Origin of the sequence: Pseudanabaena cinerea FACHB-1277 (genome assembly GCF_014696345.1) — a bacterium.
Lineage (GTDB): Bacteria > Cyanobacteriota > Cyanobacteriia > Pseudanabaenales > Pseudanabaenaceae > Pseudanabaena > Pseudanabaena cinerea.
The window spans coordinates 31889-55191 of sequence record NZ_JACJPY010000011.1 but is presented as its reverse complement, the minus strand read 5'-3'; the positions used below and the strand labels follow the sequence as shown (position 1 = coordinate 55191).

The 23303-nt window shown below is 44.5% G+C and carries 21 protein-coding genes; 15 read left to right on the top strand and 6 right to left on the bottom strand.

Annotated features, from left to right (window positions below):
* Positions 1 to 85 precede the first annotated feature (85 nt).
* Together H6F44_RS05875 and H6F44_RS05870 are read left to right on the top strand one after the other, a co-directional pair.
* Positions 86 to 298 carry a transposase gene (locus H6F44_RS05875; RefSeq protein ID WP_242016455.1) on the top strand — a complete coding sequence of 71 codons (213 nt, stop codon included), beginning with the start codon at positions 86 to 88 and terminating at the stop codon, positions 296 to 298.
* Between the two features lie 163 nt (positions 299 to 461).
* Positions 462 to 1247: a TIGR03943 family putative permease subunit gene (locus tag H6F44_RS05870; protein ID WP_190350023.1), complete on the top strand. Its 786-nt coding sequence runs from the start codon at positions 462 to 464 to the stop codon at positions 1245 to 1247.
* Between the two features lie 81 nt (positions 1248 to 1328).
* Here H6F44_RS05870 and H6F44_RS05865 read toward each other — a convergent pair whose 3' ends face one another.
* On the bottom strand, positions 1329 to 2930 hold the full coding sequence (locus H6F44_RS05865; RefSeq protein ID WP_190350022.1) for a hypothetical protein: 1602 nt from the start codon (positions 2928 to 2930) through the stop codon (positions 1329 to 1331).
* A gap of 70 nt (positions 2931 to 3000) precedes the next feature.
* Between H6F44_RS05865 and H6F44_RS05860 the strand changes: the two genes are divergently transcribed.
* A complete protein-coding gene (locus H6F44_RS05860) occupies positions 3001 to 3849 on the top strand; it encodes a cyanoexosortase A system-associated protein (protein WP_190350021.1) in 849 nt (282 codons plus the stop codon).
* Between the two features lie 181 nt (positions 3850 to 4030).
* Complete coding sequence (gene hpsJ-A, locus H6F44_RS05855; protein WP_190350020.1) at positions 4031 to 4837, top strand: HpsJ-like protein, cyanoexosortase A-associated; 807 nt, start codon at positions 4031 to 4033, stop codon at positions 4835 to 4837.
* Between the two features lie 31 nt (positions 4838 to 4868).
* Here hpsJ-A and H6F44_RS05850 read toward each other — a convergent pair whose 3' ends face one another.
* Positions 4869 to 6074, bottom strand: coding sequence for an NAD(P)/FAD-dependent oxidoreductase (locus H6F44_RS05850; protein ID WP_190350019.1), 1206 nt, complete (start codon positions 6072 to 6074; stop codon positions 4869 to 4871).
* A 164-nt stretch (positions 6075 to 6238) separates the two neighbouring features.
* On the opposite strand from H6F44_RS05850, the gene H6F44_RS05845 reads away from it, so the two are divergent.
* From H6F44_RS05845 to H6F44_RS05830, 4 genes are all read left to right on the top strand, one after another.
* A complete protein-coding gene (locus tag H6F44_RS05845; RefSeq protein WP_190350018.1) occupies positions 6239 to 8209 on the top strand; it encodes a hybrid sensor histidine kinase/response regulator in 1971 nt (656 codons plus the stop codon).
* Between the two features lie 284 nt (positions 8210 to 8493).
* A complete protein-coding gene (locus H6F44_RS05840) occupies positions 8494 to 8943 on the top strand; it encodes a response regulator (protein ID WP_242016454.1) in 450 nt (149 codons plus the stop codon).
* 285 nt (positions 8944 to 9228) lie between these two features.
* On the top strand, positions 9229 to 11640 hold the full coding sequence (locus tag H6F44_RS05835; RefSeq protein ID WP_190350017.1) for a two-component system response regulator: 2412 nt from the start codon (positions 9229 to 9231) through the stop codon (positions 11638 to 11640).
* A gap of 117 nt (positions 11641 to 11757) precedes the next feature.
* Entirely contained in the window at positions 11758 to 12738 is a 981-nt protein-coding gene (locus H6F44_RS05830; RefSeq protein ID WP_190350016.1) for a bifunctional riboflavin kinase/FAD synthetase, read from the top strand.
* Positions 12739 to 12817: 79 nt separating this feature from the next.
* On the opposite strand, the gene msrB is transcribed toward H6F44_RS05830, so the two are convergent.
* Positions 12818 to 13387: a peptide-methionine (R)-S-oxide reductase MsrB gene (gene msrB, locus H6F44_RS05825; protein WP_190350015.1), complete on the bottom strand. Its 570-nt coding sequence runs from the start codon at positions 13385 to 13387 to the stop codon at positions 12818 to 12820.
* Positions 13388 to 13616: 229 nt separating this feature from the next.
* On the opposite strand from msrB, the gene H6F44_RS05820 reads away from it, so the two are divergent.
* From H6F44_RS05820 to H6F44_RS05795, 6 genes are all read left to right on the top strand, one after another.
* The gene (locus H6F44_RS05820; protein ID WP_190350014.1) at positions 13617 to 14219 is read left to right on the top strand and encodes a superoxide dismutase; all 603 of its coding nucleotides are present in this window, start codon (positions 13617 to 13619) and stop codon (positions 14217 to 14219) included.
* A gap of 634 nt (positions 14220 to 14853) precedes the next feature.
* A complete protein-coding gene (locus tag H6F44_RS05815) occupies positions 14854 to 15993 on the top strand; it encodes a J domain-containing protein (protein WP_190350013.1) in 1140 nt (379 codons plus the stop codon).
* A gap of 12 nt (positions 15994 to 16005) precedes the next feature.
* Entirely contained in the window at positions 16006 to 16905 is a 900-nt protein-coding gene (queG, locus tag H6F44_RS05810) for a tRNA epoxyqueuosine(34) reductase QueG (RefSeq protein WP_190350012.1), read from the top strand.
* A gap of 89 nt (positions 16906 to 16994) precedes the next feature.
* Entirely contained in the window at positions 16995 to 17975 is a 981-nt protein-coding gene (gene larC, locus H6F44_RS05805) for a nickel pincer cofactor biosynthesis protein LarC (protein ID WP_190350011.1), read from the top strand.
* A gap of 17 nt (positions 17976 to 17992) precedes the next feature.
* Entirely contained in the window at positions 17993 to 18469 is a 477-nt protein-coding gene (gene larC2 / locus H6F44_RS05800; RefSeq protein WP_199302011.1) for a nickel pincer cofactor biosynthesis protein LarC2, read from the top strand.
* Complete coding sequence (locus H6F44_RS05795) at positions 18466 to 18924, top strand: hypothetical protein (protein ID WP_190350010.1); 459 nt, start codon at positions 18466 to 18468, stop codon at positions 18922 to 18924. Before larC2 ends, H6F44_RS05795 begins: the two co-directional genes overlap by 4 nt.
* Positions 18925 to 18974: 50 nt before the next feature.
* On the opposite strand, the gene yidD is transcribed toward H6F44_RS05795, so the two are convergent.
* Positions 18975 to 19205 carry a membrane protein insertion efficiency factor YidD gene (yidD, locus tag H6F44_RS05790; protein WP_190350009.1) on the bottom strand — a complete coding sequence of 77 codons (231 nt, stop codon included), beginning with the start codon at positions 19203 to 19205 and terminating at the stop codon, positions 18975 to 18977.
* Between the two features lie 205 nt (positions 19206 to 19410).
* On the opposite strand from yidD, the gene aguB reads away from it, so the two are divergent.
* Entirely contained in the window at positions 19411 to 20265 is an 855-nt protein-coding gene (aguB, locus tag H6F44_RS05785; protein ID WP_190350008.1) for an N-carbamoylputrescine amidase, read from the top strand.
* Between the two features lie 41 nt (positions 20266 to 20306).
* Here aguB and mutL read toward each other — a convergent pair whose 3' ends face one another.
* Positions 20307 to 21980 carry a DNA mismatch repair endonuclease MutL gene (mutL, locus tag H6F44_RS05780; RefSeq protein WP_190350007.1) on the bottom strand — a complete coding sequence of 558 codons (1674 nt, stop codon included), beginning with the start codon at positions 21978 to 21980 and terminating at the stop codon, positions 20307 to 20309.
* Positions 21981 to 22022: 42 nt separating this feature from the next.
* Positions 22023 to 23279: a precorrin-6y C5,15-methyltransferase (decarboxylating) subunit CbiE gene (gene cbiE, locus H6F44_RS05775; RefSeq protein ID WP_199302010.1), complete on the bottom strand. Its 1257-nt coding sequence runs from the start codon at positions 23277 to 23279 to the stop codon at positions 22023 to 22025.
* Between the last annotated feature and the right edge of the window lie 24 nt (positions 23280 to 23303).

Here is a 23303-nt window from a genome sequence, read left to right as displayed (position 1 = left end):
CTATACTGAGAGACTCAAGGATGTTTCTGTTCCCTTCCCAGTATAAAATTCACCTTGATTAAGTGGTACTAAGGATGATATAGATATGTTGAAAAGTATTAGGTCTTACTCATGGGGATGTGTGATTACATCTCTCGCAAATCTAATAGATTCCTTTTGCGACAAGCAAGTTGTCAGAACATTGAGCAACAGAACACATCATTGTGGACATTGTGGAATTATATTAGATCGTGACCACAATGCATCTTTGAATATCTTAGCTATTGGTCGATTAGAGGTTAGGGTATACCCAAATTAACACTTAGGTTGAGTTAGACCTTTGTCAAGTTGATGGAAGTCTGCTTGCTAAATTGTCTCGTTGAATCAGGAATCCCCGTTACAGAGAGTACGGGGAGTTTCAAGTAAAGACACCAATCAATTAGATCGCCACTATTCACAAAAACCGTATCCCTCTTGGCATAATGTCATCGAAATCTGCTAACCCCGTCCGTCACCCGAATCTGTGGCAAAAAATCTGGCAAAGGTTTGCCCCTTGGCTGGAATCATGGGCGATCGCCGCATGGGGAATTGCCCTATTTAGATTGTGGCTGACGGGAAGACTGTACCTACTAATTCATCCTAACTATATCCCTCTAACGATCATCGCCGCATTTCTGCTTACTATGGTGGGATTTACCGAGGCATGGCGCGTATGGCAGAGGCGGCGGTCTAATCGGCAAGGTCATACCACCCTTTTTAAGCCATCCCTAGGCAGCAGCTTACTATTATTGGTGGCGATCTCTTCTTTCTTGATCGAGCCGCGCCCCTTCACTAGCGAAAAAGCCATTCATCGCGGTGTAATTGAAACCATTGCCGATGCCCGTACTGTGCCGCAATCTTTCCGTGCTAGTAACCGCCCCGAACAACGCACCTTGGTGGAATGGGTACGGACTGTCAGTGCCTATCCTGAGCCTGATGCCTATAGGGGGCAGAAGGTAAATGTGACGGGATTTGTGGTGCATTCTCCCGACCAGCCCGACAATATGTTTTTGATTACGCGGTTCATCATTACCTGCTGCGCCGCCGATGTTTATCCCGTGAGTTTACCCGTCAAAATCTCAGGCAGTCGAGTTAACTATCCGCCCGATCGCTGGCTTAAGGTGGAAGGGCAAATCGATGTGGATGGCACTGGTAGTAATCGGCAGGTGCTGATCGTAGCTAACAATATTACCGAGATTGCCGAGCCCAAAAATCCCTACGATTACTAAGGCTGCTTTAAAATCTAGAAATCATAAAGGCGGCGCTTTTATGGTTTTTGAATTGTAGAAATGGTCGTGCTATTTCTACATTTACTTTGCCATATTATTTGCGCGTTGCAATCGATGGACGAACTGCAATGAGAGGGCAATAATTACAGAAATTTGGGCGCTGAAGCCTGCAATTAGGTCGATTTGTTTGATATTAGTTAAAATTGCCCAAGGATAGCCAAAAAACAACCAAACACTGCCATAGCGATCGGGGCTAATCGATAAGCTCAGCATGGTCAGGCTTGGCAAAACGATCAGCCCCAAAATTGCTCCCGTCGACCAAGCGCTAGGGTTACGGGTTTTGAGGAACATGATCAATTGATTGATCAAGGAAATCAATAGGGATGTTAAAACAAAGGATGCAATTACAATCAAAGCCTTGGCTTGGGCTGAGGGGTTTTTCCAAGAATTAACCCAGATCAAAATTGGGAGATGGGTGAATAGTAAATTCAGCAAAATTGCCACGGGTGCAGGGCTTTTATCTGACCAGATCAGGTCGCGGAGAATGTAAAGCCAACCTGAAGGATGCTCCTCAGTGGTCGATAGAGCCCCAAATCTGACCCAATCCAGTAGCGCTTGGCGGGGCGGCGTGAGGGCGGCGATCGCTGACAAAAAGATCAAGGAATTCGCAATATACAGGAGCAGCAACATGATTAGTTGCAATTCAAACTCATTAGCATCACTTTGATTCACCCAAGACTGCACACAAAAGCCCAACATCAAAATCTCTAGATAGGCGGTAATCACATAGCTCTGTCCTTTGCTGGCGATCGTGGCGGTGGGGTTATGAAACCTGCGTTCGAGAATGCGCCAAATTGCCAGATTAAACACCAATAAATTACCGATATTAAACCCATGAGCCGCCCAAATGTTATTGCTAATTGGCAAGTACCACCATTCGGCCGTTATGGGTGCAATAGCACGTCCATACAAAAATTCACTATAGGCGCTCCATGTTGTGATGGAATTCCACCACATAAATGCGGGGCTAATCCAAATAAAACTAATAAAGGCAAATAACAAAGCCCCTGCCGATACCTGTCCGCCAAATTTTGCTTGCCACCCACTCAGCAATGCGATCAGCAGTGACGCACTAAATAGCAAAAAAGCTGTGCCGATTAGCATTATATAAAAGCTCAACATAAAGGCGATCGCCACATCACCCTTGATCGCGGTGACTAGGTGATAGGGAATAATCAGCCCCAAACTAATATAGGCAAGCAAAGGCACACCCATCACTTTACCCAACAAGATGCTGACACTTGATCGCGGACTAATGCGAATAAAATTGAGCGTACCTTTATAATCCTCTAGGGACAAATCGGCAACAATGCTGTAGATTCCTGTTAAAAACAGTAGAAATGGCTCAACCCATGCCAAGAAACGAAACTGTTCCCGCCACCACTCTGTCCATGATGTAGCACAGCCAAAGCCCCCAGGTTGAATATAGCAATCATTGACAGGTAATCGCTGACTGTAAAACAACAAAAGCAAGACCTGAAATAACAGTGATACACTGACGGCAACAATTAGGTTACGCCGTTTTAATCTGCCTCGAATTTCTCGCAATAGTTGTGGGTTCCAATTACCTAAGCGATCAAGCCATGTTGGGGCATTAGGAATATCAATAGGAGAGTTATTCATACTGTGCTGCAAGTTTTTGGGCTACAGATATATTAGGCTACAGACATGAAGTGATTTAGTGGATAGGTTAATGAATGATTTAACTAACGAAGAAAATAGTAATGTTGAGCAAGATCTAAATATCTTGGAGAACAAGGATTTAGATCCAGGGCTGGATCTTGAGCCAAAGCCAGATCCAAACATATCGCCAGAGATGCAATCACCAGAGGTCAGATCGCCAGAGCCTAAAAGACAATACCAATTACGGATTAGTTTATTGAGTATTTTCTTGGGTGGGGCTTTACTGATTTTGGGGCGATCGCTACTTGATGGCAATATTGGCAAACCCACCGCATTTACATTTCCCGAACAAATAGATTGGACAAACCCTAATGTTGTGCCAAACATTTCACCAAATGACAAGCCAAAGGTAATTATTGACAAAAAAGAATTTTATGGCAAGCCGCGCTATGTTTCTGGTCAAAGCTATAAATATTTAGTCGATGGCTTACCCCTAGATCTAGATATTCGCTATCTTTTTGGAACCGAAGGCAATATTTTATTGTTTCTAAAAGAGTTAGCCAATCTTGAAATTGATGAAGATAAACTGCGGCAACAAGTTCGTAAAAACGATCTAGGTTATTACCTTATTTTTGAGTATCAAAACCGAGTTTACTTGACCGCTTGCATCAATCCACGAGGCATTTCTACGGTTACAAGAGAACAGTTTGATGATAATGCTAGTAAAAGTGCTACTGATCGCGTTGTGGTGATTAAGTGGCTATTAGGACAAACAGATTTGCGCGATCGCCGTTGTCTCTGGACAGTTTTATCCACCCCCTTTAATACTGGTGGTGATCGCGCCATAATCGATCAAAAACTAGAGAAGGTCTGGATTTTATGGTATGAATGGTGGAAAATTCGTTTTCCACAACCTTAGAGTGTCAAGCAATAAATAATAAATACAGCACTTTGCGCTTACTGGAAACTAAAAGGAATGCGTGAAAAGACATCTAAGCCGCCTTTTCACACATTCCTTTTATGCTAATTTAATCCACAGCAGACTGTATCAAACCAAACACAAGCCAAAAATAAAAATAAAAATAAAAATAAAAATAAAAATGAGTAATTCCACCTCAAGTAGTACCGAAACTATTACTGCTAATCTCCTCCGTCTTGCAGGTTATGGTTTGCTACTACTCGCCCTTGCTAACTTTGGCGAAGCCCTATTGCCGCCCAGATTTGGGCAAGATCCCGTCTGGGAGCTAAGCACTTTAACAAAGTTTTCGGGCAGTTCGCCTGTGCCAATTATCGGCATGGTTTTAATATTTTATGGAGAATCTACAGCGCGATCTTCCTTCGGCAAAACCCTCCTCAAGGTATTATCTTGGCTGAGTTTATTATTGGGTGTTATCTATATCGTGATGCTCCTAATTGGTATTAGTGCCGCCATTCGCATTAACAATGACAATAATAATCAGGCAAGTTCGGTTGCCACCCAACAACTAGCCCAGTTCAATACTGCTAAAGAAAACCTCAAAAACACCGATGACAGTAACCTCAAAAAGGCGGCTGAATTTATTGAACGTCAGTCTCCTAATATCAAGCTCAATAAGGAAAACCCCGCAGAGCTACGCACACAATTGGCAGCAGAAATTGCCAAAAATGAAAATGAGTTAAGAACTAGACTGGAAGATCAAAAGGCTAGGGCTTTTCGTCAGTTGGTCAAGCAGTCTGGCAAGTCTTACTTTGAAGCTTTGGTATCGGCAATAGTTTTTATCTGCATCTGGAATCAAACCAAATGGACACGCTCTGTCGTGAAAAAACGGAAGAAAAAAGGTGCTAAATCTGGAGCCGCCAGTCTATCAGATATCGCCAGCGCCCCTACCCTAGAAACAGAAGAAACAAACCCTGAAACAGAAGAATAAAAGAAATGGAGTGCCAAGCACTCCATTTCTTTTATTTAATAACCGAATTTCTAAATAGCTCAATGAGCGGCTTAGTAACCCAATGGGTGCCAATTTTCCATTGATGTTGTAGGGTTGGCATTCTTAGTAAATAGGCAAAGCGGCGCAGTACATGGGCAGGTAAACCTTCAATACTAAATTTCCCAAAAATAGAAGCAGTTGCCCCATCAATGCCTAAGCTAATAAATTCACCAAGGGGAATATAGCTGAAGTTGACCAAGGGCTTTTGGTTGAGGCTCGCCCAAATATTCCATGCACAATATTGAGACTGTTGAAAGGCAACTTGGGCGGTAGCGGGTAAGACCTTGCCATCTGCATCAAGACATTCAGCCGCATCCCCGATCGCCCAGACATCTGGGAATCCTGATACTTGCAAGGTGGGTTCAGTCACGATCGCCCCCTTAGCACTATGGCGAATCGGCAAATCGCGCAACAAACTAGAGAAGGCACTGCCCACCGTCCACATCACCAGATCAACGGGCAGGGTATCACTACCGCCAGCATAATCAAGGGTAATCTCAGTATCTGTAATTTCGACAACCCTTGTATTCAGGTCAGTCCAGACCCCACGGGCAGATAAAGCCTTCTCTGCGATCGCCCGATTCGCGTCAGTAGATCGGCTCAGAATTTTGTCATTGCGATCAACCAGCCTAACCCTGCCCCTCTCTTTGAGGCGATCGGCAAGCTTACAGGCAAGTTCCACCCCACTGCTACCGCCTCCCGCCACACAAACCCGAATTTTATCGCGATTGCTAGCTTCTAAAAGCGACAATTTACTATTTAGTCGATGGAAATCTTGCAGGTTACGGAAAGCGATCGCATAGGTTGCTGCCCCCGATACCATTTGCATCGGCGTTTCGCCACCGATCGCTATTACAAGGCGATCATAATTGAGCATCGTCGGCTGCCCAATATTGCCTGTATCCATTTGCAAGCAATGCTGGTCTAGATCAATGCCGACAACATCAGCTTGCACAAACTTAATATTCGTACCCACCAATAGCTCGGCAAAGGTGGGCGCGACCTCCCATTCTTGCAGTTCGGCTGTCACTAGCTCATAGAGAAACGGCGTAAATAAAAAGCGATCGCGGCGATCAATCAGGATAATTTCAGGGCTAACCACCCAAGGCAGACGCGCAAGATGTAAGGCTGTATATAAGCCCCCAAAACCACCACCAAGAATACAAATTCGTATCATGAAAAGTCTAATGCCCTGTTGTTGCTTTATTCTTGCTTTGCCCTATTCTATCGCTAAACCAATTTATTAACATTAGGTTAACCTTTGGTTATCTGTCTTTTCTTGAATTCATAGCCTAACTATTGATAATTTATGATAACTATTAATAATAACTTGGGGGTTGCATGGCTAAATCTATTTTACTTGCTCAGTTATCTGAGGAAGAGTCTTTAATTTGGCACACCACCCTGTCTTCCCACAACCTAGAAGTGTGGGCTGCTCCTGACAGTGAAAATTTATTAAAACTCCTAGAACAAAAGCAACAATCTCAGCAAAACTTGCCATCATTAATAATTTCTGACATTGGCATTCGTTATGGTGGCGGTACTTCTTTATTAGCAACTGAACTATGTAAATGGTGTACCGAAAATGCACCCGAAACCAAAGTTCTGCTGATTAATCCTCGACAATCACAAATAAAAGAAGTAGAAAAACGCTGGGCAACCCGTCGTGGTGCTGTAGATTTGCTGCCTAAGACTTCCTTAGATAACCTAGCGATCGCCTTTGAGACTGTCGCCACAACGTTAGGTATTGAAATTAATCCCGATTCTTTGGCATCGGTAATTAATAGTTTTAAGCAACAACAAAACCAATTAGATCGCGGCGCTATCAAGGGTAGAAATATTCGCCAAACCGCCACTCAAGAGTTGGCGCGAAAGATGGCAATGATCCCCCTCATGGTCATGGCAACCGAAGCAGAGCCTGCGACATCAGATACAGTTGTGGATGACAATCCCATGCAGCATTTAGCTCTAGACTCCACAATTTCGCAGTTACATCTTTATCATGTGCAAGTGGAGCTAGACAAAACAGGGGCATTTGCCAAGGAGTTGTTTAAAGCTGATCCTCTATTGCCAGCATTATTGATTTCCGACAAGGGCAAATATATCGGAATGATATCGCGGCGGCGTTTTCTAGAATGCCTTAGCCGTCCCTACGCACTGGAATTATTTACTAAAAGACCTTTGCGGGTGATGTATGAGCAGTTTAATGGTGAGCCTTTGAAGTTGATTGGCAATATGTCCATTGTGATGGCTTCCCAGTTAGCCCTTGGTCGTGGCAGTGATGATATTTACGAGCCATTGGTGGTGCAGCTAGAAGATGAACAGTACCGCATACTAGATGTCCATGATCTGTTGCAGTCACAGTCTTATATCCATGAATTAGCCACCAAACTGCTGCGAGAACAGACCCAAAGCACAATGATCCAAACCGAGAAAATGGCAAGCTTGGGGCAGATCGTGGCTGAAGTATCCCATGATATCCGCAATCCTGTTTCAGCAATCTATGGCAATACTGAATGTTTATTAACCTACATCGAAGGGGTGATGAAGATTCTCCGTGCCTATGAGAAAGAGTATGGAACTGTTTCGCCTTTGGTTGTGGAAACCCTTGAAAATGTGGATTGGGAGTTTGTGCGCTCTGACTTACCGCAGGTGGTGCGGAGCATTCAGTCTGGGGCAAAATATTTGCGGCGTTTGGTGGATACTTTGCAGAGCCTGTCCCATATGGAGGAGCATACAAATCCTGGACTGATCGATTTATTAGACTGTGTTGATAGCAGCTTGACGATCCTCAGTGGGCGGATTAGAAATGTGCAGATTGTTAAGAGCTATACAAAGCTGCCATCGGTCAATGGCTACAGCGATCGCCTAATTCAAGTATTTATGAATTTGATCAGCAATGCCTTAGATGCGTTGATGGAGATGCAATCGCGTCCTGAACTCATTGAACAGCGCAGTCATTTGCTAGTTGCTGATGATGGGACAGAGCGTGCTGCCACCCAAACGCTTGCCCATTGGCAGCCCATTGTAATGATCCATAGCGCCATTACCGAGCTTGATAATCGCAATTGGCTATCGATCAAAATTTCAGACAATGGTATGGGTATTCCTAAGGAAATTCAAAGTCGTATTTTTGACAACTTCTTCACCACCAAGGGGCAGGGCAAGGGTACGGGTTTAGGTTTAGCAATTTGTCATCAAATCATCACCCAGCAGCATAATGGCAAAATTATCCTGCGATCGCCTTACTTGAACAATAACGGTGATGTCACCATCGGTACTGAATTTGAAGTCTTATTACCCAGCACTTAAAACCTAGCATTTACATTGCTTTGCGCTCCAATATAAACCCCAAAAAGACTTGGAAATTTTGCTAAGCGAGACTTTCAAGTCTTTTCCTTTAGCTATTTTGATCGGTAAGAACGTGTTTTAAAAGTTTTGATCCCCCTAAATCTACCTTGTAAAGGGGGACTTTTTTAATCTTTCCCGCCTTTCATAAGGCGAATACCAAGACTTTTCCAACAGGATCTAACTGCTTTACCCAAATAAGATCATCTCTTCCCTTTTGCTTAGCTGTAAAATGTCATGGAAAAGTTATGATTAACTTTTGGCACAATATGGAACCAAGTCAAATCTTGTTAGTTGAAGATGATCCCAATGACGTTGAACTAATTCAGATCGCACTGAGCAACTATAACTTTGTTAATAAGATCGATATTGTCTATGACGGCGAACAAGCAGTACATTACCTGTTTGGGCGAGATGGACAACCCCCAACAGCCCCCCTGCCACGTCTAGTTCTCTTGGATCTCAAACTCCCGAAAATTAATGGCATTAGCGTCCTGCAACTTATTCGCGAAGCGCCGCGCACTCGTAATTTGGTAGTGGTAGTGATGACCTCATCTGCGGAGAATCGTGATTTGCAGGCTTGTTATGACCTTGGTGTAAATAGTTACATCGTTAAGCCGCTAGATTTTCATCAATTTGTGGAGGTGTCCAGACAAGTTGGTTTTTATTGGATGATGCTCAACCAATTGCCCTCATAAATCAGTAGAAAGTAACGGAAAGTTTCATTTGACCAGTTAGCGATCGCCAGTTTGGCTTTTTTGTTAATCAATTTGCTCGCTAAAGGGTAGCAATTTATGACAAAAGGGAGTATATTCAATAATTTTTTTAGATACACTGAAAAAATATTATTTCTACCCCATTTATGAGCAGACCAATCAGCAACTAAGAATATTTAGTTGGTTGACTAATTCCTAGTAACTGATGGGCATTAATGAGTATAAATAATTAATCTGAATTTACTTACAACTTGATATCCGTAAATAATGCAAGACTTTACATCGGAATCCAGAAGATCTAGCGAGATAGAGATGCAGCAACTCACACAATCGCGATCGCTGCACTTACTGCTCATCGAAGATGTAAGCGCCGATGCTGAGTTGGTCATTTTGGAATTGGCAGCAGCCAACATTAATGTCACCTATGACGTGGCTGCCACATCCGCAGAATGTCAGCAATTTCTGCGAGAAACTAGCTATGATGCAGTATTGTCAGATTATCGCTTACCAAAGCTCAATGGCTTACAGGCGCTGCAATATCTCCAGCAATCATCGCAGGATATTCCTTTTATTTTGGTTACGGGCAGCCTTGGTGAAGAGGCGGCAGTGGAATGTATCAAGGCGGGGATGACCGACTATGTATTAAAGGAGCGGCTCTTTCGACTGCCATTGGTACTGCACAGAGCATTGGCAGAGTTTGATTTGCGACAACAACAGAGGGAGGCGATCGCCAAAATCCAGCGACAGGCATGGCGAGAAACAATCATCAATCGCATTCTCCAAGCCATGCGCGGTACGCTTATTCTCGATGAGGTCTTACAAATTACCGCCAATCTATTACAAGAATCCTTGCAGGTTTCACATTGTTTGATCTTTCGCCCTGACCATAATGGCAAAATGCGATCTAGTTACATCAGCAAATTACCCTCAACTCTTCAGCAACAGCAAAATGATGAATTTTTAGGCGTTTACTGTGGATTTTATGATTTCTATCAGCAGCATTTGGCGCAGGGGGAGCAAATTGCGATCGAGCGTGTGGATGAAGATACCCATACGGAGGTACGCGAACTGGCGGAATCCTACGGCATTCTCTCAATGTTGATTACACCTTTAATTTATCAAAATATTTACTGCGGGGGCATTAGTCTATATTTCCTTGAGCATCATGGGCAATGGTCGGAGGAGGTGCGATCGCTGGTTAAGGTAATTGCGGATCAATGCGCGATCGCCATCCATCAAGCCAATCTCTATCAAAGCGCCCAAAAGGAACTGATGGAACGTCAAAAGATTGAAGCCCAACTGCGCCATGATGCTTTCCATGATGCCTTAACAGGACTGCCCAATCGTTCCCTCTTTCTAGACCGACTCAATCACGCGATGCACCTTTCCCAGAGGCGATCGTATGTCCAGGCAGAAGCATTGCCAGCCGCCGATTTCGCCGTCATGTTTCTAGACCTAGATCGCTTCAAATTGATCAATGACAGCCTTGGACATTTAGCAGGGGATGTACTATTACAAACGGTTTCCGAACGATTAGTAGGATGTTTGCGAACGGGGGACACGGTGGCAAGGTTGGGAGGTGATGAATTTGTGATGCTGCTGGAAAGCATCAATGGCGTAAAGGATGTGATTGATGTCGCTCAAAGAATCCAAGAACGCCTAAAGTTGCCAATCTTAATCAATGGTCAGGAAATATTTGTTAGTACCAGTATTGGCATTGCGCTAAATAGTAGCAATTATCTTAGCCCCGAAGAATTGCTGCGAGATGCAGATACCGCCATGTATCGCGCCAAAGAGTCGGGCAGGGATCGCTATGAAGTATTTACTACGGTAATGCATAGTGAGGCTTTTCAAAAGCTACGTCTTGAAAATGAACTACGCCGAGCGATCGAGCGCAATGAATTTATTCTGCAATATCAACCGATTGTATGTCTGCAATCAAGGAAAATTATTGGTCTTGAATCGCTGATCCGATGGCAACATCCCGAAAGGGGCATAATATATCCAGCTTCATTTGTGCCATTAGCCGAGGATATTGGACTAATTGTCATGATTGATTTCTGGGTATTGCAGGAAGCCTGTCGTCAAATGCAAATCTGGCAGCAGCTTTATCCCGCCGCCGAACAACTTACTATCCATGTAAATCTATCGGCGCGACAATTCAATCAATATGGATTGACCGAGCAGATCAATCAGATTTTGGCACAAACCAACTTGCGAAATGCTAATTTAAAAATTGAGATTACAGAAAGTATTCTCCTTGAGAAAACTTCGATCGCCAATCAAATTTTATCGGAACTAAGCGACCAAAATGTTCGGATCTGCATTGATGACTTCGGCACAGGTTATTCCTCTCTGAGCTATTTACACCAATTCCCGATTCATACGCTAAAAATTGATCGCTCCTTTATCTCTCATTTAAAAATGGATAGCGGTGATGGCGAAATCGTGAAGGCGATCATCATTTTGGGCATTAATTTAGGATTAAATGTGATTGCAGAAGGAATAGAGACCGAAGAACAACTGAATTTCCTGAAATTCCATAACTGCCATGCAGGGCAAGGGCATCACCTATTTTCTCCTCTAAATGCCGATGAAGTGGCAAAACTATTGAACAACCTGTTGCCAGATGACGCAGACTTATTCGATCCAATTACAATCCAATGCCAGTCAAACTAACACCCCAGAGAAATTGACAAAAGTTTAAAACCTTTGCACCAGCAGCAGCCTAACTGCCTCTTGACAATATTTATAATCACTACAGCCCATTGCGGCTTTGAATAGTAATGTAAATCCATGAATTGTGTCAAAATATTAAGTGTGAGAATAATTTTTGACCCAACCGAAATTTCCCGCCCAACGGCGATCGCCCTAGGCAATTTTGACGGCGTGCATATAGGACATCGCCGCGTAATTGCCCCAATTTTGCCTACCGCCTTGGACGATCGCCACTTGACCAGCACCGTTGTCTCCTTTGCCCCGCACCCTCAAGAATTCTTTAGCAACCAACCGCGTCAACTACTAGCCCCCTTTGAAGAGAAAGTATCATTATTAGCAGATTTAGGCGTAGAGCAATTAGTATTGTTGCCCTTTAATGCGGCACTCGCCAAACTCACGGCGGCTGAATTTATTCAGCAAATTTTGATTAAATCAATGCAGGTAGAAATGATCAGCGTGGGCTGTGATTTTCGATTTGGCAAGCAACGTCAGGGCAGCATCAATGACTTGCAGCAGATCTGGGGCGATCGCCTCACGGTGATCCCTGAGCAGACTATGAATGTGGGGACATCGAACCAAGCAGTACGCATCAGCAGTTCTAACATTCGCGCAGCCCTTGCCGAAGGAAATATTGACCTTGCCAATGCGCTCCTTGGTCGTCCTTACAATCTTCTTGGTGAAGTTGTCTATGGCAAGCAATTAGGCAGGACAATTGGCTTCCCCACCGCCAATATCGCCATACCCGAAGCAAAATGCTTACCCCGCGATGGGGTCTATGCTGTACAGGTACTGATAAATAATGCCCACCCATACATAAGTGGGGTAATGAATATCGGGATGCGCCCAACGGTTAACGGCAATCTGCGATCGCTGGAAGTACATCTATTTGCATGGCAAGGGGATATTTATGGTCAAAGGCTCAACGTTGAGTTAAAGCAATTTATCCGTCCCGAACAAAAATTTGAGTCCCTAGATGCGCTGCAATCACAAATTCACCAAGACTGCCAATCAGCGCAAAGATATCTTGATACTGAGCAGCTCTGCACTGTTCCCCAATAACAAAGACCTTGCAAAGATCAGATTGGTCGATTTTCGCAAAGCCTCTGTTATTTAGCCGTGAATGCAAGGCAATTTAGTGTCAAGCCTGAGCAGGCTCAAACCTAAGCGACACGCCATTCATGCAATAGCGTTTACCCGTCGGGCGTGGGCCATCATCAAACACATGACCCAAATGCCCCTCGCAACGGCTGCAATGGACTTCCGTGCGGCGCATAAAAAAAGTATTGTCGCTCTTAGTGGCGATCGCCCCCTCAATAGGATCAAAAAAGCTAGGCCACCCCGTGCCACTATTAAACTTAGTATCTGAAGTAAACAAAGCCTGATTACACCCCGCACAATAATAGATCCCCTTATCGTAGGTTTTATCAAGGGGACTAGTAAAAGCTCTCTCTGTACCATGTTTCCGCAACACATAAAACTGCTCAGGAGTTAGCTCCTGTTGCCATTCTGCCTCAGTTTTCATAACTTTATTCACCAATTGATTCTTAGATTGACTTGTGGACTTATTTGTAGATTGATCGGGAGGACTGGCAGCAATTAGCTGATTTGTACTGGCAAGTGGGAGATCTTCATGGTTATTGAAAAACTGCCATAGCCAAGCACCACCAAATACAGTCACTCCAGTTATCAACAGCTCGCGCTTTTTCATGGGTAAAGACCATTATTACGCAAATTTAATTTTTGTATTTTCAGCTACAGTTTATGAATAATCCCATAGACCGCTGATCCGTCAAATGACATGAAACTTTTTGGAGATGGCGGATTTGCAACACTTTCCAAAATTTTACTAGTTTCTAATTCAACCCGAATCATTATATAATTGTAACAATACTTAAAGCTGAGAAAGCAATTCTGACTTTAAAAGGTAATAAAAAACAATGGCATTTGAACTAGCACCCCTACCTTACGCCCAAGATGCTCTAGCTGCTTCGGGTATGTCTGCGGAAACCCTATCCTTTCACTATGGCAAACACCATAAAGCCTATGTTGACAATCTAAACAACCTGATCAAAGATACTGACCTTGCTGATAAGTCTCTAGAAGATATCATCAAGATCAGCTATAAAGAAGGCAAAGCTGGCATCTTTAACAATGCCGCCCAAGTTTGGAATCACACATTTTATTGGAATGGGATCAAACCTGCGGGTGGTGGATCGCCCACTGGTGAATTATTAGAAGCCATCAACGCCAGTTTTGGCAGCCTAGACAACTTCAAAACCGAATTTAAAAATGCTGGGGCAACTCAATTTGGTAGTGGCTGGGCATGGCTTGTCGCTGAAGGCGGCTCATTGAAAATCACCAAAACCCCCAACGCCGAAAATCCCTTGATCCATGAAGGTCAAGTACCACTATTGACAATGGATGTGTGGGAACACGCCTACTATCTAGATTTCCAAAATAGTCGTCCTAACTTCATGACCAACTTTGTTGAGAATTTGATCAACTGGGAGTTTGTTGCAGCCAACTTTGCAGCCATCTAGTTATTGAAGTGGGCAAGATGCCCATGCGGCAATAATCTTGAAGTTGAGATGCTCAACTGAGGACATCAATACTGGGTTTAGTTGTCAACTCACGAAAATATAACAACACTTTTGGGAGTATTTTTTATAAACCATATAAAAACGAGTAGCACCGCCCCGCGCTGCCACTCGTTTTTTGTTTTTAGAATTTACCATAAAAGCAATATCTAAATCAGGTATTATTTATATGGCTCTGAAAATTTATCAACTACAGCGCCAAGCAATAACTTAAACAAAAAATATTTCTGTTTTACAGAGCCTTGCGCTTGATTTAAACCCAAAGCAGATTTAGAAAGCGCCGCTTTCTAAAATTTATCTGTATTACTCAAAGCCGCAATAGGCTGTAATTTAATTAAGATTAGCTAAGGAATAGTTAAAATTGCTTAAATCAGACTGCATTGCCCTTCTAAAACTTGCTAAACTTCAGTTGATTTTTGGGATTTTCCTACCCCTCCCATGGTTGATCGCATTTCCTGATACAGCTCCCCTAATTTGAGAGTCATGACTGGGTTTAGTTTATGGTTTGCAGAGGTTTGATTACGCTTTTGTGAATTGGTATATTGACGCAAATTTAGTTTGATAGTGAGGTTAGATAGTGGCACATCCCAAAACTTTTCGGATTGAACGAGGCATCGGTCAATATGATTTCAACGATTATTATGCTGTTTTGGGATTACCACTAACAGCGCCAGCATCCCATGTGCGTAAACGATATTTGAGTATTGCAAAATGTCTGCATCCCGATGTGCATGGGCGTACTGATGAAGAAAAGCTAATTGCGACCCAATACCTGTCTAAATTAGTCAACCCTGCCTATGATGTGCTATCACAAGAGCGAGAGCGCACTGAATATTACGCAATTCTCAAGTTGTTGGGTAAGCGGCTGATGAAACGCAATCAAAGGTTTGAGCCACAGTCTGAGATTGCTAAGCAATTACTTTTGTCTGCTCAGGCGACAAGTTATGAACAGAGTATTAATGAAATTGCCAAAATTCAGTATCAAAATCTAACCGAAGCCATAGAGAATATTGGCTTACTTAGTGAACTAAATTTAGTTTACATCTTGTTGCAGGAAGGGTATCGTCATAGTGGTGAAGTAATTAGTTATAACAGTCGCTCAAACGCTGGACTTAATACGGGTGGTGGTAGTCAGGTTAGCCGTGATCTTAATAGCGATGATACTGCTATTAATGGAAATGCTAAAAATGGGGTTGATAGGAAGGATAGTAAAGGTTATGGCTTAAATAGCAATGGGGATCGGACTGCTGGTGATACTGGAACGACAAAATCAAATAGCTATGGCAGCAGCTATCAAGGCGGCTATCAAGGCAGTTACCAAATGCGAAGTGATAATGGCTCTAAGCCCAAAGATACTGGGGCTGGGCGGGTAAGTTCAGGGGCGCTTGATAATTATATCCGTCAGGCGGAAAGTTATATTCAACAGCAGCTATGGGCTTCGGCGCTGAAGGAGTTGCGGGCGGCGATCCAAATTGATTGCAATAACAGTAAGTGTCACGCTCTTTTGGGGTTTGTGTATCTCAATCAAAAGTTGGCGGGGATGGCTAAGGTTAGTTTTCAACAGGCTTTAAAGTTGAATCCTAATGAGCCTTTAGCGCTGCAATATATTGATCAGGTAAGTGGTACTATGCCCAATGTGGCTGGTAATAGACAGGCAAAATCTAAGGATGATAAAGGCAAGAAAGGGGGCTTTTTTGGTTGGTTGGGGGGAGGTTAGTTTGTGGAGGCAATGAAGCGGACGATCGCTGCGAAATCTCAGGAATTAGGGTTTAGTAAGATTGGCTTTACGAAAGCGGAGACGGGGCAGGAGGCAGCACATCTGCAAGCTTGGCTCGATCTTGGCTATCAGGCGGATATGGCATGGATGGCAAATCCTAAGCGTCAAGATATTACGCAGGTAATGGCGGGGGTGAAGTCGGTAATTTGTGTGGCGCTGAATTATTACACACCTCATCAACATTCGGGCGATCGCGCTGTGGGCAAAATATCTAGATATGGCTGGGGGCGTGATTATCACAAGGTATTGACAAAGAAACTCAAGGCTTTGGCACATTGGCTAACTGCCCAAGGGGAAAATATTGAGGCAAGGTATTATGTGGATACAGGACCGATCGCTGAAAAAGCCTTGGCACAGAGGGCGGGGATCGGTTGGATCGGCAAGCATAGTAATGTGATTAGCCGCGAATATGGTTCTTGGTTATTTTTAGGAGAAATTCTGACCAATTTAGAATTGGAGCCTGATCAACCCCATACGGAGCATTGTGGCACTTGTACCCGTTGCCTTGATGCTTGTCCAACGGGGGCGATCGCCCAGCCCTTTGTGGTAGATGCCAATCGTTGTATTGCCTATCACACCATTGAGAACAGGGCAGAGGTGATCCCTGAGGCGATTAATCTCAACAATTGGGTTGCAGGCTGTGACATTTGCCAAGATGTTTGCCCTTGGAATCAACGCTTTGCCCAAGAGACGGCGGAAACTGATTTTCAGCCCTTTGACCATAACATCGATCCACCATTGGCGGATTTGGCAAATATGACCGATGCTGAATGGGAACGCAGGTTTACAGGCTCGGCGCTACGAAGAATTAAGCGCGATCGCTGGCAACGCAACGCAATTGCAAATTTATAAAGAAGATCCACGCAAGGCACGGCTCTTCTTTATCAGTTGGGACTTACGCAAAAAAAAGCTACAATTTGCAAAAAAAGAGAGAGATCACTATGGGAACCATTGCCTATTGGGACTGCCCGACAGGAATCGCAGGGGATATGTGTTTGGGTGCATTGGTTAATGCGGGTGTGCCTTTAGAATATTTGCAGGACGTTGTGCAGAAACTAGGGCTAGAGAGTCAGGTGAAATTATGGACAGAAACAGTTAAGCGCAGGGGCATCGAAGCCTTAAAAATGCACGTTGAAATCCTAGAAAGCCCAGCACCAGAGCCGCAACCAAAACCTAGTGAACCACCTAAGAAAATAGTAAAGGCTATAGCTGCCGATCGCGACCCTGATAAGGAAACGATCGAGATCGCGGCTCTATCGGTATTTGAATCAGATGTCCAAGTCTTAGTAGTCGATGATCATAATGATCATAATCACCATGACCATCATGATCACCCGCATTCCCATGATCATGAGCTTAACCATGCCCATGCAGTTATTCCTCAAATTCATAAAGCCCATCGTCATTTGCCCGCAATAGAGCAGATCATCCGTAATGCTAAACTGCCCAAACAGGTGGAAATATGGAGCATTGCCACATTTCGAGAATTGGCGATCGCGGAGGGATTGGTGCATGGCATTGCCCCCGAACAGGTACATTTTCATGAAGTGGGGGCGCTGGATGCGATCGTGGATATTGTTTGTACCTGTGCAGGCTTAGCCTATTTAGGGGTCGAGCAGATTTACTGCTCACCATTGCCTGCGGGGGGCGGCTATGTGCATTGCGAGCATGGCATTATGCCCGTGCCTGCCCCTGCCACCCTCAAGTTATGGGAAACTCACGCCGTCATGACCTTTGACAATGGCATCAGAAAAGAGTTAGTCACGCCCACAGGGGCAGCGATCGCTGTTACAATTAGCGAGAGTTTTGGCGAAGTCCCATTAATGACCATCAAAAAAGTCGGCTTGGGGGCTGGCAGTCAAGACTTAGAAATCCCTAACATTTTGCGTCTATGGCTTGGTTCTAGCAAAAAAAAAGCTTAGCTCTGCAAGCTGCTGATTTGATTTGGGAAGATTCAGAATTTGCACCCACCTCCGAAGTGATTAGTATTTTGGAGACACAGGTGGATGATATGACCGCCCAAGCGATCGCCTACACTATGGAGCAGTTGCTATCACAGGGGGCGCTGGATGTCTATACCCAAGCAATTACCATGAAAAAATCACGTCATGGCATCTTAATTACGGTGATTTGTCCCTGCGATCGCCAAGCTATTTGCGAACAGATTCTCTTTCAAGAAACTAGCACCCTAGGCATTCGGGTGCGTCAGCAAGAGCGGCAAATCCTCCAGCGTGAACTTCAGGAAGTGACCACCGAATATGGTAATGCTAGGGTCAAAATTGCCTGGCGTAATGGTTTCTGCACGGTGCAGCCTGAATATGAAGACTGTGCCAAATTAGCGCGATCGCATAATCTGCCTTTAAGCATGATCCAAGAGTCTGTAAAAGCTGCATTCCAACTTCCCATAAAACCATGATCAAATTTGCTTTGCTCCTCACAGTCTATATTGTTGTAAGCTGCATTCTGTTTTTAGTGGTTTCCAATACGATCGCTGGCTGGATTTTCTATCTATTTTTACTAATGCCATTCTATGGAATTATCCTGCTGATATGTTGGGTTGCTAGCTGGCAAAATCGGCGTAAAAAATATCAGTTCAGACATATTAAATATTGGATATTCGGTATGGTTTTGTCCTTGCAACTCGCTACCTTATTAGTTTCTCCCGCCAATTGTTATGGATTCAAACAGGGTTCTAGATGTTACTCAAACCTGCAAGTTATATTGACTGATGTACCGAGAACTGGATTTAGCAATGCACCGCATTGGCAAGCCGTGGAAGATGCTTTTTTCGGATTCCTATTAGCCTATATGGGTTCATTGGCAACAGGCTTATTAACGATCGGGAAATTTAATGAGAATGAAAACCTTTGACCGCAGAAAGTAATTCCTAAACGTTTTTTAAGACATGGCTAAGCCATCTCTTACACTTCTTCTTGAGAGTTTTGTGGCACTGGATCATAGCCACCGATGTGCCAAGGATGGCAGCGTAGGATTCGTTTAGTTGCCATTGTGCCGCCTGTAATGAGTCCAAATCGCTCGATCGCCGTGAGAGCATATTGGGAGCAAGTCGGCTGAAAACGACATCTGGGCGGAAATAATGGTGAAATTAGGATGCGGTAAAGTTGAATTAGGATAATTACTAGTTGCTTCATGGCTGACAGCTAGGCAATGAGACAATTGTAGCTTGTATGTAGCTTGTCTGTAGCTTGTAAAGATTGCTTTGTAACTTGCCAACATTAATGGGGAAAATTAATGGGGAAAATTAATTTTGAGCAAATAAGGTACAGCCCTATTTATGCAAAACTTGATGTATGCAAAACTTGAGCTTTATGTCAGCGCAAAGCGCTGTAAGTACTGATGCCATCATCTAAGACTGTCAAGATTGCCGTAATTCAGGCATTTCTAAATGCGGATAGGGCGACAAATGTTGCTAAAATCTCGGAATTGGTGAGCAAGGCAGCGCATCAAGGAGCGCAGGTGATCTTGCCACCAGAACTATTTGAAGGTGCTTATTTTTGTCGCGAGGAGCGCGATCGCTTCTTCGATTGGGCTTATCCTGTTGCCGATCATCCGACAATTGCCCATTTTCAACAGTTGGCACAGGCATTGAAGGTGGTGATTCCTGTTTCTTTTTTTGAGCGATCGGGTCAGGTTTATTACAACAGTTTGGCAATGATTAATGCCGATGGTGCAATGTTAGGTGTATATCGCAAAAGTCATATTCCCGATGGACCTGGTTATGAAGAGAAGTTCTACTTCCGCAATGGCGATACGGGCTTTAGGGTTTGGGATACCACATTTGGCAAGATTGGTGTAGGAATTTGCTGGGATCAATGGTTTCCTGAATGTGCGCGGGCAATGGTGCTGATGGGTGCAGAAATTTTGCTTTATCCAACGGCGATCGGGTCAGAGCCAGAGGAGCCAAATTTAAACACTAAAGATCCTTGGCAAAGGGCGATGATCGGTCATGCGGTGAGCAATGTGATCCCTGTGGCGGCAGCTAATCGCATTGGCTTGGAGGGCAGTCAAACTTTTTATGGACATTCGTTTATTGCTGATCAGCGTGGTGATAAGGTGGCAGAGCTCAACGATATAGAAGAGGGAGTAATTACGGCTGAGTTTGATTTGGATATTGTTAGGCTAAATCGAGCTTCCTTCGGATTCTTTCGCGATCGCCGTCCTGATCTATACCAATTGCTGTTAAATGCTTGAATGCTGCTGGAGATTATCTTTAGTTAGTTTCTTTGATCTGTTTATTTGATTAGCCAATTGCGGTGAAAAAATTTGGCAAGATCGGTTTGATCGATCGCTAGGCAAATGGGACGACCGTGGGGACAGGTATGGGGATTGCGGGTTTGTTGCCATTGGCTAAGCAGATCGCCCATCGTTGCGAGATCTAAAACTTCACCATTGCGAATGGCACTGCGGCAAGCGGCGGTAGCTCTCGCTAGGGTGGGATCATCCTGTTGACTCATCTCTCGTAGGATCAATTCGCAATCTCTATGCCCAACCAATATTTCAGGCAGCGATCGCACCGCCCAAATCTGCGTTCCAAAAGCGACAACCTCTAGCCCCAGCGCTTGCAACCTTGCCACACCATCATCATCTAAGTTTTTCAACAAAATTGGCTGCTCAATTTCAACCACCTGCCATTGGGCTTCAATGCGCTCAAAAATTACCCTTTCATGGGCAACGTGCTGTTCCACTAACCAAAGCCCCCCTGCATGTTCTGCCAAAATATAAGTCCGCAATACTTGGGCGATCGCTTTGATGGAAGGATGAGATTGATTGAAATTCTCACGTTTTGCAGGAACTAGATAGGCAGTTTTGCGCTCGGCGGCTCTTAATAGCTCATTAGTGGCATTGGTATAGGTGACAGGTGTATTGGGTATTTTCAGCATTTCCGCTAAGCATTCCTTAAGTCGACTTTGCAATGCCGCTAAGTCTTGAATATATGCTTCAGTTTTGGCAGGATGTCGATTCCAATCGATGCGATCGCAGGGAAGATCTAACTGCACAATACAGATGGGGAAGCGATTGCGCGGCAAGGTTCTCTCTAAACTAGCTAAAATTATTTGCTCTAGTTCAGGGAAATTAATTACGCGACCATTGAGAATGATTTTGAGCCAATCAAGGCGAGGGCGAGAGATGCGACTGGGTAAGCCGAGGGTAATGGTAATAGACTCTCTCTGATTCTCTATCTGCGTTTCAGGGTTCTGATGAAGAGAGTGGTTAGGGAAGAAGTCAAAGTGTTTATACAATAAATCGTAGGGCTGAATAGAATTGACAATTTGCGGCAAAATCTCGCTAACATTTGCCCCTGCCCAAATCGAGAGCCAATCGCGATCATCTAAATAGATCTGCCAACTAATGTGCGGATGGGCGATCGCCATATGCTGCACCTGTAACTGGACTTTACGAATTTGCTGCGCGGCACTAGGCAGTGACTGTTGGCGATTGGGATAGCGTTTGAAAAGCTGTTTAACTGTAACGACTGTCCCTGTGGCGATCGCGATTACTTTTGGACGTTCATTAACTGCGCCTGATTGATCGTAATGCGCCTGATAGCCCACAGGCTCTAATTTGGGACGACTACAAATACTCAGATCGGCAAGCTGGGCAAGACTATAGAGGGCTTCACCGCGAAAGCCAAGACTACGGATTTGGCGCAAATCTGCCGCATTACTAATTTTGCTGGTGGAGTGAGGTGTGGCGGCTTGCATAAGATCGGCGATCGCCATGCCACAACCATTATCGCTAACCTGCATCGACAGGGAATCTGTCCAAACGTTAACCACAATCCGATTAGCTTGAGCATCGATCGCATTTTCCGCAAGCTCCCGCACGACAGCCGCCAGCGAGTCAATCACCTCCCCTGCGGCGATGAGATGCACAACTTCAAGCGGTAAAGTCTGGATATTGGACATAATTTATATTTTTTCTAGAGCTTGTTTGAGAAGTCTCTCACGCTAAACAAGCTTAATAACCTGCCATTGCGTAACAGGTCGCATTGGCTTCCATCCTAAAAATGAACCGATCGCTTCTGCACGGCTAATGGCTATTTGGGTAAGTGTACCACCATATTTTTGTTGCCATTGCCATAATTGCTGCTCGCCTTCCAGAGTGACAACATTCGCCACTATCCGCCCCTGAGATCGCAGACTTTGCCAACAAATATCCATTAAGCCTGTCGTGGTTGCGCCACCGCCGATAAATATGGCATCAGGGGTGGGCAAACCTTGCAAGACATCGGGAGCTTGTCCTGCGATGATTTGCAAATTAGGTGTGCCGAGGGCGATCGCATTTTCTGTAATGAAATGGGTACGCGACTTCTCAATGGCGATCGCTTGGCAACGGGGATGACTTCGCATCCATTCAATGGCGATCGAGCCACAGCCAGCACCCACATCCCACAGCATTTCACCAGCATTGGGGGCAAGGGAGGATAGGGTGACAGCACGGACTTCGCGCTTAGTTAGCTGTCCATCATGGTGATAAGCGCTATCGGGTAGCCCTGCCATACGCGATCGCGTTTTTGCCGCCAATACTGCTTCGGTGCTTGTCTCAAAGCTTGCCACACATTCCACAGCGATCGCATTGAGATCGGCAAATGCGCCAAGATGCTCTAGTTCCATTGCCGTAGTCGTAACGATGCGCTCTTTAACCCCATTGAGATGTTCAAACACAGTGATTTTACTGTTGCTAAAGTGGCGATCGCAGAGTGTATTTGCCACGATTTGCGGAGTCTTATGGTTGGCGCTGAGAATTAAAAGCTTGGCGTTGGGGTAGATGTAAGTTTGGATGAGGGCGGCTGAGCGACCACATAGGCTCAGGGTTTCTACTTCATTGAGTGTCCAACCCAAACGCGCACAAATCCAACTAAATGTGGAGGGTGATGGCAAAATGGTTATTTCGGCGATGGCAATCTTTTTCAATAGGGTTGTGCCGATGCCAAACCATAGAGGATCACCACTTGCCAACACACAAACCCGCTTACCTCGATAGCTCAGGATTTGTGCAACAGATTTTTCGATGGGAGCTTGCCAAGCTAGCCGCAGTTGTTGCCCTTGCCGATGGCTCGAATCAAGATCCTGCAACATTGCTAAATGGCGATCGCCCCCAAAAATGATTTCTGCTTGCTCAATTAGCGATCGCCCGATCGCGTTCAATCCTGCTAGACCATCTTCACCAATACCAACTACCGAGAGCCATTTTTGTAAAATCATGAACGGGGAAATTAAAGGGGCGAT